Source organism: Aeromicrobium sp. (assembly GCF_025965075.1).
Lineage (GTDB): Bacteria > Actinomycetota > Actinomycetes > Propionibacteriales > Nocardioidaceae > Aeromicrobium.
Genome location: NZ_JAOPXQ010000221.1, coordinates 1 through 12,210, shown reverse-complemented (window position 1 = coordinate 12,210; position 12,210 = coordinate 1). Strand labels below are relative to the sequence as shown.

General features: G+C 70.4%; 11 protein-coding genes. 10 read left to right on the top strand and 1 reads right to left on the bottom strand.

Going from position 1 to position 12,210, the window contains the following annotated elements; genetic code table 11:
• The 3 genes from groEL to JWQ91_RS13235 all read left to right on the top strand — a co-directional run.
• Window positions 1-1,097 (top strand): chaperonin GroEL (gene groEL, locus JWQ91_RS13245; RefSeq protein WP_297784903.1); only part of this gene is annotated, 1,097 nt, incomplete at its 5' end.
• Window positions 1,098-1,220: 123 nt separating this feature from the next.
• Window positions 1,221-2,639, top strand: coding sequence for an RNB domain-containing ribonuclease (locus JWQ91_RS13240; protein WP_297784900.1), 1,419 nt, complete (start codon window positions 1,221-1,223; stop codon window positions 2,637-2,639).
• 14 nt (window positions 2,640-2,653) lie between these two features.
• A complete protein-coding gene (locus tag JWQ91_RS13235; protein WP_297784897.1) occupies window positions 2,654-3,637 on the top strand; it encodes an ABC transporter substrate-binding protein in 984 nt (327 codons plus the stop codon).
• A gap of 15 nt (window positions 3,638-3,652) precedes the next feature.
• Here JWQ91_RS13235 and JWQ91_RS13230 read toward each other — a convergent pair whose 3' ends face one another.
• Entirely contained in the window at window positions 3,653-4,264 is a 612-nt protein-coding gene (locus JWQ91_RS13230) for a TetR/AcrR family transcriptional regulator (RefSeq protein ID WP_297784894.1), read from the bottom strand.
• A 109-nt stretch (window positions 4,265-4,373) separates the two neighbouring features.
• Between JWQ91_RS13230 and guaB the strand changes: the two genes are divergently transcribed.
• From guaB to JWQ91_RS13195, 7 genes are all read left to right on the top strand, one after another.
• Window positions 4,374-5,885 (top strand): IMP dehydrogenase, encoded by a 1,512-nt coding sequence (gene guaB, locus JWQ91_RS13225; protein ID WP_297784891.1) that lies wholly within the window; start codon window positions 4,374-4,376, stop codon window positions 5,883-5,885.
• A gap of 46 nt (window positions 5,886-5,931) precedes the next feature.
• On the top strand, window positions 5,932-7,056 hold the full coding sequence (locus JWQ91_RS13220; protein ID WP_297784887.1) for an NYN domain-containing protein: 1,125 nt from the start codon (window positions 5,932-5,934) through the stop codon (window positions 7,054-7,056).
• 26 nt (window positions 7,057-7,082) lie between these two features.
• Window positions 7,083-8,189, top strand: coding sequence for a GuaB3 family IMP dehydrogenase-related protein (locus JWQ91_RS13215; protein ID WP_297784884.1), 1,107 nt, complete (start codon window positions 7,083-7,085; stop codon window positions 8,187-8,189).
• Window positions 8,189-8,662 carry a GNAT family N-acetyltransferase gene (locus JWQ91_RS13210; protein WP_297784881.1) on the top strand — a complete coding sequence of 158 codons (474 nt, stop codon included), beginning with the start codon at window positions 8,189-8,191 and terminating at the stop codon, window positions 8,660-8,662. Before JWQ91_RS13215 ends, JWQ91_RS13210 begins: the two co-directional genes overlap by 1 nt.
• Before the next feature lie 91 nt (window positions 8,663-8,753).
• Window positions 8,754-9,893 (top strand): iron uptake system protein EfeO, encoded by a 1,140-nt coding sequence (efeO, locus tag JWQ91_RS13205; RefSeq protein WP_297784878.1) that lies wholly within the window; start codon window positions 8,754-8,756, stop codon window positions 9,891-9,893.
• Between the two features lie 10 nt (window positions 9,894-9,903).
• Window positions 9,904-11,202 carry an iron uptake transporter deferrochelatase/peroxidase subunit gene (efeB, locus tag JWQ91_RS13200; protein WP_297784875.1) on the top strand — a complete coding sequence of 433 codons (1,299 nt, stop codon included), beginning with the start codon at window positions 9,904-9,906 and terminating at the stop codon, window positions 11,200-11,202.
• A gap of 72 nt (window positions 11,203-11,274) precedes the next feature.
• Window positions 11,275-12,210 (top strand): GMC family oxidoreductase (locus tag JWQ91_RS13195; RefSeq protein WP_297784872.1); only part of this gene is annotated, 936 nt, incomplete at its 3' end.

The window sequence follows — 12,210 nt, the reverse complement described above, 5'->3', positions numbered from 1 at the left end:
ACGGCGTGATCACGGTCGAGGAGTCCAACACGATGGGCACCGAGCTGGAGTTCACCGAGGGCATGCAGTTCGACAAGGGCTACCTGTCGCCCTACATGGTCACGGACACCGAGCGCATGGAGACCGTCCTCGACGATCCCTACATCCTCGTCAACCAGGGCAAGATCTCCTCGGTCAGCGACCTGCTGCCGATCCTGGAGAAGGTCGTCCAGGCCGGCAAGCCGCTGTTCATCATCGCGGAGGACATCGAGGGCGAGGCGCTCTCGACGCTCGTCGTCAACAAGATTCGCGGCACGTTCGTCTCGGCCGCCGTCAAGGCGCCCGCCTTCGGCGACCGCCGCAAGGCCATGCTGCAGGACATCGCGACCCTCACGGGCGCGGAGGTCGTGACCCCCGACGTCGGCCTCAAGCTCGACACGATCGGCCTCGAGGCGCTCGGCACGGCTCGCCGCGTCGTCATCACGAAGGACGACACGACGATCATCGAGGGTGGCGGCGAGTCCGCGGCCGTCGAGGGCCGGGTCAACCAGATCAAGGCCGAGATCGAGAACACCGACTCGGACTGGGACCGCGAGAAGCTGCAGGAGCGCCTGGCGAAGCTCGCCGGCGGCGTCTGCGTCATCCAGGTCGGCGCGGCCACCGAGGTCGAGCTCAAGGAGAAGAAGCACCGCATCGAGGACGCCGTCTCGGCGACCCGCGCGGCGATCGAGGAGGGCATCGTCGCCGGTGGCGGCTCGGCTCTCGTCCACGCCGTCTCGGTCCTCGACGACAACCTCGGCCTGACCGGTGACGAGGCCGTCGGTGTCCGCATCGTCCGCATCGGTGCCGACGCCCCGCTCGAGTGGATCGCCCGCAACGGCGGCGTCTCCGGCGAGGTCGTCGTCAACAAGGTCCGCGAGAGCGGCGAGGGCTACAACGCGGCCACCGACACCTACGGCGACCTGGTCGCCCAGGGTGTCCTCGACCCGGTCAAGGTGACGCGCTCCGCGCTCGCCAACGCCGCGTCGATCACCGCGATGCTGCTCACGACCGAGACGCTGATCGTGGAGAAGCCGGCCGAGTCCGCCGAGGACGCGCACGCCGGACACAATCACTGAGCCGGACCTGGCAGTGAGGTGAGACGGATGGCCCTGGTGGGCCATCCGTCTCTCTCGTTCCCGAGGTCCTGCGCACCGGCGCCGGGCAGAGCGAGCACACGAGCCTGCGACTAGGTTCGAGCTGTGACCCACGACTTCGAGTCCGTTCGCGCCGAGCTGGGCCTGCCGCCCGCCGATCAGAACGACCGGTTCCCGGACGAGGTCCTCGCCGAGGCGGCCCGGATCGCCGCCGCCGGCCCGCCCGCGGGGGAGGACGCGACGTCGATCCCGTTCGTCACGGTCGACCCGCCCGGCTCGACGGACCTCGACCAGGCGGTGTTCCTCGAACGTGTGGGGGACGGGTTCCGGGTCCACTACGCGATCGCCGACCTGGCCTCCACGATCCCGCCGGGCGGCCCGATCGACATCGAGGCGCGGCTGCGGGGCGAGACGATCTATCTCCCCGACGGGCGCATCCCGCTGCACCCGCCGGTGCTGTCGGAGGGCGCGCTGAGCCTGCTGCCGGACCAGGCGCGCGGCGCGGCGCTGTGGACCGTGGACGTCGACGCCTCCGGCGCCGTCTCGAACGCCTCGGTCCGCCGGGCCGTCGTCCGGTCCACGGCCCAGCTCGACTACGACGGGGTCCAGGCATCCTTCGACGCGGGTGACCCGCACCCGTCGGTCGAGCCGCTGGCCGATCTCGGCCGGATCCGCCGGGCGTACCGGATCGACCACGGGGCGCTCGAGCTGGCCCTGCCGGAGCAGGAGGTCGTCCGCGACGGCGACGACTGGGAGGTCACGATGCGGCGGCGCACCGACCTCGACGGGTGGAACGCCGAGGTGTCGTTGTTGACCGGCATGGGTGCCGCCCAGCTCATGCTCGACGCGGGGATCGGCTTCCTGCGCACGCTGCCGCCGGCCGAGGACCAGGCCGTGGCGGCGTTCCTCCGTGCCGCACGTGCCTTGGGTGTGCCGGTCCCGGACGGGGCGACGCCGTCGGACGTGCTGGCCGCCCTCGACCCGGAGCTGGCCGCCTCGATCGCCCTCATGACCCAGGCGACGGGCCTGCTGCGCGGCGCCGGCTACGAGGCGTTCGACGGCGCCGCCCCTCGGCAGCCGCTGCACGCGGGTGTCGGTGGGCCGTACGCCCACGTGACGGCGCCCCTGCGGCGGCTGGCGGACCGCTTCGGCACCGAGGTGTGCCTCGCGATCTGCGAGAGGCGGGACGTGGCGCCGTGGGCCCGGGAGGCCCTGCCGGGGCTCGCCGAGATCATGCGGTCGGCCGACCAGCGTGCCGCCAAGGCGGACCGGACGTGCATCGACCAGGCCGAGGTCTGGGAGCTGGTCGACCGGGTCGGCGACGAGTTCGACGCGATCGTCGTGAGCGCCGACCGGCGGGAGGCTCAGGTCATGCTCGAGGCGCCGCCGATCGTCGCCAGGTGCGCCGGCGCCGACCTGCCCGAGGGGGAGGGGATCCGGGTGCGGCTGGCCGAGGTCGACGAGGTGCGCCGCGTGGTGCGGTTCGAGGTAGCCGGGGGGACGGGCACCTCGCCAACCGCTTAGGTTAGGCTGCCCTTATGAAACGTATTCTTCCTGCCATCGCGACCGCGGTGGCCCTCCTGGCCCTGTCCGCCTGCGGTTCCTCGTCGTCGGACGACGGCGCAGCCTCCGACCGCTGGACGTTCAAGGACGACCTCGGCACGTCCATCTCGCTCGACACGGCGCCGGAGCGACTGATCGTCCAGTCGTCGATGGCGGCCGCCCTGACCGACCTGGGTCTCGGCGACAAGATCGTCGGTGTGTTCGGCCCGCTCAAGGCGGACGGCGACGCCGCGCAGGTCGCGGGCCTGGACATCGACGCGGTCGAGGACGTCACCGGTGGTGGCGAGTACGGCGAGGTCGACGTCGAGAAGGCCGTGGGCCTCAAGCCGGACCTGATCGTCACGAGCGCCTACCTCGACGACGACCTGTGGTACCTCAACGACGCCTCCGCCAAGAAGCTCAAGGGCCTCGCCCCGATCCTCGTCGTGAGCTTCGACGGCAAGACCCTGCCCGAGCTCCTGGACGGCACCGAGCGGGCCGCCAAGGCGCTGGGCGCCGACCTCGACGCCGAGCAGGTCACGTCGGCGCACGACGACTTCGAGGCCGCCGGGGACCGGGTCAAGAAGGCCGCCGCCGAGCTCGGCGACCGCAAGATCCTGGCCGGCTCCGCCGCGCAGGACCTGTTCTACGTGTCCAACCCCAAGGTCAGCCCCGACCTGTCCTACTGGCGCGACGAGCTGGGCCTGCCCATCACGCTGCCGGACAACCCCGACGAGGGCGGCTACTTCGAGAGCCTGAGCTGGGAGAACGCCGACAAATACCCCGCGGACGTCTTCCTCTACGACGACCGCATCGGTGCGGCCGGCCTCCAGCTGCTCGCCAAGGAGAAGGTCTTCCAGTCCCTCGACGCGGCGAAGAACAAGGCATACGTGCCGTGGACGTCGGTGGCGCCCTCGAGCTACCAGGCGTACGCCGACCTGATGGACCGTCTCGCCGACGACCTGGCGAAGCAGAAGTAGTGCGGTGCGGCGGCCCTACGCCTCGACACCGAGGCGTCGGGTCGCCAGCCCGGTCAGGAAGATGTCGAGCTTGCGGGAGTAGAAGCCCCGGCCGGCCCAGACCTCGTCGTTGTCGAACCCCTTGAGGGCCGGGATGCCCTTCCGGTCGGGATAGGCGGCCTGCATCGCGGCGAGGCGCGCCATCTGCGCCGAGGAGTCCAACGTCAGGGTGAAGGCGAACTCGACGCCGACCGCGGCGTCCTCGACCATGAAGCCCTGCTCGGAGAGTGACGTCACGTAGCGCTCCAGCAGGACCGAGACGCCGGGAACGGGGCGCGGGACGAGCTGCAGTGCACGATCGATGCCGGGATACGTGTCGCACAGGTGCCACACCGTCTCGCCGATCTCGCGGAGGACCTGCTCCCAGTGCTGATCGGGATCGGGCCACTGCGCCGAGTCGGCGGCCCTGTCGATCGCCTGGATCAGCAGGTCGTCCCGATCGGTCACGTAGCGGTAGAGGCCGGAGTGCGCCACACCCAGCCGTCGGGCGACCGACGGCATGCTGAACGTGCTGATGCCGTCATCGAGGGCCGCTTGCGCGATCAGCTCGACGGTGAGGGCGCGTGGTCGCCCGGGCTTCCGGTCCATACAGACAGCCTAGCGCCCTTACCGGCGGGCGGCGGCACCGATTTGCGCTGCGACGGGCGCCACGCTCTCCGAGGTCGGCGCCCTTCCGCGGGGCGATACGATGGCCCCCATGGAGCAGACCGGCATTCCTGACAAGTTCGCATCCCTCGGGCTCACGTACGACGATGTGCTCCTCCTGCCGGGCTACTCCGACCTCAATCCCGCGGAGATCGACACGACCTCGCGCCTGACGCGGGAGATCACCCTCAAGGTGCCGCTGGTCAGCGCCGCGATGGACACCGTCACCGAGTCGCGGATGGCGATCGCGATGGCGCGCCAGGGCGGGATCGGCGTCCTGCACCGCAACCTCTCGCTGCAGGACCAGGCCTACCAGGTCGACCTGGTCAAGCGCACCCAGACCGGCATCATCTCCAACCCCGTGACGATCGGCCCCGAGGCGACGCTGGAGGACCTCGACCGTATCTGTGGCGAGTACCGGGTCTCCGGCCTGCCCGTCGTCGACGGCGACAACCGCCTGCTGGGCATCATCACCAACCGGGACCTGCGGTTCACCCCCGTCGCGGAGTGGGCGACGACCAAGGTCGACGAGATGATGACGCCGATGCCGCTGATCACCGGCCGCACGGGGATCAGCCGTGAGGACGCGACGCTCCTGCTGCGCAAGCACAAGCGTGAGCGGCTCCCGCTGATCGACGAGGACGACCGGCTCGCCGGGCTCATCACGGTCAAGGACTTCGTCAAGGGCGAGCAGTTCCCGGATGCGTCCTACGACGCCGACGGCCGCCTCATGGTCGGCGCGGCAATCGGCTACTTCGGCGACGCGTGGGAGCGTGCCACGACGCTGATCGACGCGGGCGTCGACGTGCTCGTGGCCGACACGGCCCACGGTCACGTCCGCCTGCTGCTCGACATCGTCGCGCGGCTCAAGGCCGATCCCGCGACCCGCCACGTCCAGGTCATCGGCGGCAACGTCGCGACCCGCGACGGCGCGCAGGCGTTCGTCGATGCGGGAGCCGACGCCGTCAAGGTCGGCTTCGGTCCGGGGTCGATCTGCACGACCCGGGTCGTGACGGGCTGCGGCGTCCCGCAGATCACGGCGGTCTACGAGGCGTCCCTGGCGGCCAAGGCCGCCGGCATCCCGGTCATCGCCGACGGTGGCCTGCAGCAGTCGGGCGACATCGCCAAGGCGCTGGTGGCCGGTGCCGAGACCGTCATGCTCGGCTCGATGCTCGCCGGCGTCGAGGAGTCCCCGGGCGAGGTCGTCTTCGTCAACGGCAAGCAGTTCAAGGCCTATCGCGGCATGGGCTCGCTCGGCGCCATGAGCAGCCGCGGCAAGAAGTCGTACTCCAAGGACCGCTACTTCCAGGCCGAGGTCACGAGCGACGACAAGATCGTGCCGGAGGGCGTCGAGGGGCAGGTCGCCTACCGCGGACCGCTCGCGGCCGTCTCGCACCAGCTCATCGGTGGCCTGACCCAGTCGATGTTCTACGTCGGGGCGCGCACGATTCCCGAGCTGCAGGACAAGGGTCGCTTCGTCCGCATCACGTCGGCCTCCCTCAAGGAGAGCCACCCGCACGACATCCAGATGACGGCCGAGGCGCCCAACTACTCGTCGCGGTAGGCCCCACGGTTCGTCGCCTGCCCACCCCACCCACTAACGTCGAGACGTGACCAACCGCAACGTCGCCGTCTTCATCGACGCTGAGAACCTGTTCAAGGGCTATGGCAAGCTCGACATCCCGGACCTGTCCATGGCCGACATCCTCGACCAGCTCGAGCGCGCCGCGGCACGTGAGGCGGGTGCCGGCAGCATCGCGCTCGCTCGTGCGTACGCCGACTGGAGCGCCCTCGGGCTGGAGGACTACCGCCGCGACGTCGAGCGGGCCGGCGTCCAGACGATGCAGGTGTTCTCGGTCAGCAAGGCCGAGAAGAACGCCGCCGACATCGTCCTGGTCGTCGACTGCCTGCGTGCCGCGGACAACCTCGAGCAGCTCGAGGTCTTCATCATCGTGTCGGCCGACGGGGACTTCGTGCCGCTGGTGCGCCGGCTGCACGAGCTCGACAAGTACGTCATCGGGGCGACCCTCGCGGACCACCCGGTCAACAACGTGCTCGAGCAGGAGGTCGACCAGTACGTCCCGCTGAAGATCCGTCCGGTCCCGCCGGCCGCCGCGCTCCAGCCGATCTTCTCCGCCGACCCGTCCGCGCCGCCGGTCAAGAAGCCGTCCCGCCGGTCCGGGTCCTCCGAGCGTTCGCAGCGCTCCGCGGAGCCGGTCGAGCGGGCCGAGAAGGTCGTCGAGCGGCCCGCTGAGAAGTCCGCGGGCAAGCCCGCCGACAAGCCGCAGCGCGGCGTCGAGAAGAAGGCCGAGCCGGCGAGGAAGAAGGGCGAGCCGCGCAAGAAGGCGTCCGCCAAGGTCAGCTGGCACGACCTCGCCAAGGAGATCCCGGTCGTCCACGCGGGTCCCGCGTCCTCGGCCGCGGACTACAAGGCGATCATCGCCCAGGTCCTGTCGGACGCCAAGGTGCGCAGCTTCTGCGACCAGCTCGCCGACGAGGGCGGCACGTTGCCGATCCTGGCGATGGCGATCAAGGCCGCCGCGCCCAACATCAGCCCGTCCGACGCCAAGGTCAGCTCGATGTCCCGGGCGCTGCGGTTCGCGCTCGCCGACACCGAGTACGCCCTCGCGCGCGAGAGCGACGACGTCCAGCCGGTCCTGGTGCGGCGCAACGCCGGCCCGGCGGGCATGCTGACGGATCTGTCGCTGGACGACATCCAACGCGGCGTTCAGTGACGAGCCCCTCGCACTAGGCTGTACCCATGGCAGACATCGAGATCGGCACGGCCAAGCGCGGACGCCGGGCGTACTCCTTCGACGACATCGCGATCGTCCCGAGCCGGCGCACCCGTGACCCCGAAGAGGTCTCGACGGCGTGGCAGATCGACGCCTACCGCTTCGAGCTGCCGGTCATCGCGGCTCCCATGGACTCCGTCATGAGCCCCGAGACCGCGATCGCCCTGGGACGGCACGGTGGGCTCGGCGTGCTCGACCTCGAGGGGCTGTGGACCCGCTACGACAACCCCGAGAAGCTGCTCGACGAGGTCGCCGGCCTCGACGGCCCGCTGGCCACCAAGCGCCTGCAGGAGATCTACAGCGAACCGATCAAGGCCGAGCTCATCACGGCCCGGCTGCAGCAGGTGCGTGAGTCCGGGGTGACGGTCGCCGCCGCCCTGTCGCCGCAGCGCACCAAGCAGTTCGCCGACGTCGTCGTCGATGCGGGGGTCGACCTGTTCGTCATCCGCGGCACGACGGTCTCGGCCGAGCACGTCTCGGGCCACACCGAGCCGCTCAACCTCAAGGAGTTCATCTACGAGCTCGACGTCCCGGTCATCGTCGGCGGCTGCGCGACCTACCAGGCGGCGCTGCACCTCATGCGTACCGGAGCGGCCGGCGTGCTGGTCGGCTTCGGCGGCGGCGCGGCGCACACGACCCGCTCGGTGCTCGGCATCGCGGTGCCGATGGCGTCGGCGGTCGCCGACGTCGCGGCGGCCCGGCGCGACTACCTCGACGAGTCCGGCGGCCGCTACGTCCACGTCATCGCCGACGGGTCGATCGGGCGCAGCGGCGACATCGCCAAGGCGATCGCCTGCGGTGCCGACGCCGTCATGATCGGGTCCCCGTTCGCCCGCGCCGTGGAGGCGCCGGGCCGTGGCTACCACTGGGGCGCCGAGGCGTGGCACCCCGAGCTCCCGCGCGGCGCCCGGGTCGACATCGGCACGGTCGGCGACCTCGAGTCGGTCCTGTTCGGCCCGTCGTCGGTCCCCGACGGCACGATGAACCTGATCGGCGCGCTCCGCCGGGCCATGGCCACGACCGGCTACACCGACCTCAAGGAGTTCCAGCGGGTCGAGGTCGTCGTCGGCTGATGCCCGCCCGGCTCGAGCGGGTCGACTTCGCCCACCCCGACGCCGTCGCGCTGCGCGACGAGCACGTGGAGTCCGGCAACCGGCTCTACGCCTCGGACCCGGCAGCGGTGCACCGAGGTGGCTCGGAGGGCATCGACCCGGCCACGATCGTCGTGACGGTCGTCGCCTACCGCGACGACGTGCCGATCGGGCACGCCTGCCTGCGCCGGCTCGACGGCGAGCTGGCCGGCGAGCTCGAGATGAAGCGGCTGTACGTGCGGCCCGCCGAGCGGGGGAGTGGCGTCGCCGACGAGCTCCTCGAGGCGATCGAGGGGGCGGCCCGTGCCGAGGGCGCCGCCCGGATCCTGATCCACACCGGGGACCGCCAGCACGCGGCGCTGAGGTTCTACGCCCGCCACGGCTACACGGCGATCCCGGTGTTCCCGCCGTACGAGGCCGTGACCTACTCGTTGTGCTTCGGCAAGGAGCTGTGACGCAGACCCCGTGGCATGGGAGTGAAGGTATCCCTTAGCATGGTGAGGCTAGCCTTATGCCGGCTCGCCCCTCAGCGAAGGAAACGCCCCCATGAAGTCATCTCTTGCCACGGTCGGCGTGCTCACGCTCGCTGCACTGTCACTCTCCGCGTGCGCCTCGGACCCGTCGGAGTCCACGGCCAAGGGTGACCTGACGGTCGCCGCGTCCGACTCCGAGTGCAAGGTCTCCGCGACCAAGCTCGACGCCGGCCCGTCGACGTTCAAGGTCACCAACGCCGGCTCCAAGGTCACCGAGTTCTACGTCTACGCCGAGGGCGACCGCATCATGGGCGAGGTCGAGAACGTCGGCCCCGGCCTGACCCGCAACCTCGTCGTCGACCTGCCGAAGGGCACGTACGAGGGCGCCTGCAAGCCCGGCATGATCGGCGACGGCATCCGTCAGACGCTGACCGTGACCGGCGACGCCGCCAAGAGGCTCTCGGACTCCGATGAGCTCAAGGCCGCCGCCGACAGCTACGCCCGCTACGTCAAGTCGCAGTCCGACACCCTGATCGTCAAGACGACCGAGTTCGTCGACGCGGTCAAGGCCGGCAAGGTCGACGAGGCCAAGAAGCTGTTCCCGATCGCACGGACGTACTGGGAGCGGGTCGAGCCCGTCGCGGAGAAGTTCGGCGACCTCGACCCGATCACCGACGGCCGCGAGCCCGACGCGAAGGCCGAGGGCGTCGACTTCACCGGCTGGCACCGCATCGAGAAGCAGCTGTGGGTCGAGGGCAACACCGAGGGCATGGACAAGTACGCCGACCAGCTCCTGTCCAACGTCACGAAGATCGTCGCGCTGGGCCAGGACGCCCCGCTGACGGCGCTCGAGCTCGCGCAGGGCTCCAAGGGCCTGCTCGACGAGGTCGCGACGGGCAAGATCACCGGCGAGGAGGACGAGTTCAGCCACACCGACCTGTGGGACTTCAAGGCCAACATCGAGGGCTCGCAGGCCGCGATCGCCTCGCTGCGCCCCGTGCTGGAGAAGCAGGACCCGGCCCTCGTCAAGAAGCTCGACGCCGAGTTCGCCGCGCTCGACGACGAGCTCAACCAGCACCAGGACAAGGAGACGGGCGAGTGGGCGTTCTACGACGAGCTGTCGAAGGACCAGGTCAAGGCGCTGTCCAACGCCGTCGCCGCCCTCAGCGAGCCGATCAGCCAGGTCGCCGCCGCCGTTGCAGCGTCCGCGTAGCCTGAGTCGCGTGAACGACAAGGGCCCGACCGAGACCGGTCTCTCCCGCAGGAAGCTGCTGGGAGCGGCCGGGATCGGTGCGCTGGCGGTGGGTGCCGGGGGCGGCTACGCCGTCGGGCAGCAGCAGGCGGAGGCTCCCGCCGCGGCTGGCGTCGCCGATCCCGACGCGGCACCGATCCCGTTCGAGGGTGCTCACCAGGCCGGCATCGTGACGCCGGCGCAGGACCGGCTCTACTTCGTGACGTTCGACATGACGAGCGAGGAGCGGAGCGACCTCGAGTCGCTGCTCAAGGACTGGACCGCCGCGGCCCGGCAGATGACGCAGGGCAACGACGTCGGTGAGTTCGGCGCGGTCGGCGGCTCGCCGTACTCCCCGCCGGAGGACACCGGTGAGGCGCTGGGCCTGCCGCCGTCCGGCCTGACCGTCACGATCGGCTTCGGCCGCAGCCTGTTCGTCGACGCGAAGGGCCGCACCCGATTCGGGCTCGAGGGCCAGCTGCCCGAGCGGCTGACCGAGCTGCCGTCGTTCTCGGGGGACCGGTTGGAGCCGGCCATCAGCGACGGCGACATCGCGGTCCAGGCCTGCGCCAACGACCCGCAGGTCGCGGTGCACGCGATCCGCAACCTGGCCCGCATCGCGTTCGGCCGCGCGTCGGTCCGCTACTCGCAGATGGGCTTCGGACGGACGTCGTCGACCTCGACGGCCCAGGTCACGGCGCGCAACCTGTTCGGCTTCAAGGACGGCACGGCCAACATCAAGGTCGAGGAGAAGGCCGACGTCGACGACTTCGTCTGGGTCCACGAGAAGGACGGCCCGGACTGGCTCGTGGGTGGCTCCTACCTCGTGTCGCGCAAGATCAACATGCGCATCGAGACGTGGGACCGGGAGCCCCTGGAGGGTCAGGAGGCGATCATCGGCCGGACCAAGGGCTCGGGCGGCCCGCTGTCCGGCGGCGACGAGTTCGAGACGATCGACTTCCAGGCCAAGGGCGACACCGGCGAGCCGGCGATCGACGTGAAGTCGCACGTCCGCCTCGCGCACCCGGACTTCAACAAGGGCGCCAAGCTGCTGCGCCGCGGCTACAACTTCGTCGACGGCTCCAACGGGCTCGGCCAGCTCAATGCCGGCCTGTTCTTCCTGGCCTACCAGCGCGACCCGGAGAAGCAGTTCGTGCAGATCCAGCGCTCGCTGGCGGGCCTGCAGAACGACCTGATGAACGAGTACATCGTGCACGTCAGCTCGGGGCTGTTCGCCTGCCCGCCCGGGGTCGGCGCGAAGGGGTTCTGGGGCGAGGGCCTGTTCGCCTGAGGCGGGCGAGCGCGGCGAGCGTCACGTTACTCGCCGGTAGCGATGTGACAGCGACGATGTCATACTCCAGGTATGCCCTCCGCGCCTGAGTTCGACTACGACGTCCTGGTCATCGGTTCCGGTTTCGGTGGCAGCGTCTCGGCGCTGCGCCTGACCGAGAAGGGCTACAAGGTCGCGGTGCTCGAGGCCGGCAAGCGGTTCGAGGACAAGGACTTCGCCAAGACGTCGTGGCGGCTGCGCAAGTTCCTCTGGCTGCCGCAGCTCGGCTGCTACGGCATCCAGCGCATCGACAAGCTCAAGGACGTCTTGATCCTGTCCGGCGCGGGGGTCGGCGGTGGGTCGCTGGTCTACGCCAACACGCTCTACGAGCCGCTCGACCCGTTCTACCGGGATCCGGCGTGGGGGCACATCACGGACTGGAAGGCCGAGCTCGCGCCCTACTACGACCAGGCCAAGCGCATGCTCGGTGTCGAGGTCTACCCGCACACGACGCCGGCCGACACGGTCATGCGCGAGGTCGCCGAGCAGATGGGTGTCGGTGGGACGTTCCACCACACCCCGGTCGGCGTGTTCTTCGGTGCCGACCCGGGCGAGCAGGTCCCCGACCCGTACTTCGGTGGTGCCGGGCCGGCACGCTCGGGCTGCCTCAACTGCGGCGAGTGCATGACGGGCTGCCGGCACAACGCCAAGAACACGTTGGTCAAGAACTATCTCCACCTCGCGGAGACGGCCGGCGCCGAGGTGCATCCGCTGACGACCGTCACCTCGGTGCGCCCGCGGGCCGGGGGAGGCTACGAGGTCGAGACCCGGCGCACCAACAAGCGCTTCCGCCCGCATCGCACGATCACCGCCGAGCAGGTCGTCTTCTCGGCCAGCACGATGGGCACCCAGAAGCTCCTGCACCGCATGCGCGACGCCGGCCACCTGCCGGGCGTCTCGCCGCGCCTGGGGCTGCTGACCCGCACCAACTCCGAGGCCCTGCTGGGCGCGATCGCTGACGGCAAGGAC

Excerpts from the sequence above, each read along its gene's own strand:
- JWQ91_RS13235 (WP_297784897.1), top strand. The coding sequence starts at position 2,654 with ATGAAACGTATTCTTCCTGCCATCGCGACCGCGGTGGCCCTCCTGGCC.
- JWQ91_RS13230 (WP_297784894.1), bottom strand. The coding sequence starts at position 4,264 with ATGGACCGGAAGCCCGGGCGACCACGCGCCCTCACCGTCGAGCTGATC.
- guaB (WP_297784891.1), top strand. The coding sequence starts at position 4,374 with ATGGAGCAGACCGGCATTCCTGACAAGTTCGCATCCCTCGGGCTCACG.
- JWQ91_RS13215 (WP_297784884.1), top strand. The coding sequence starts at position 7,083 with ATGGCAGACATCGAGATCGGCACGGCCAAGCGCGGACGCCGGGCGTAC.
- JWQ91_RS13210 (WP_297784881.1), top strand. The coding sequence starts at position 8,189 with ATGCCCGCCCGGCTCGAGCGGGTCGACTTCGCCCACCCCGACGCCGTC.
- efeO (WP_297784878.1), top strand. The coding sequence starts at position 8,754 with ATGAAGTCATCTCTTGCCACGGTCGGCGTGCTCACGCTCGCTGCACTG.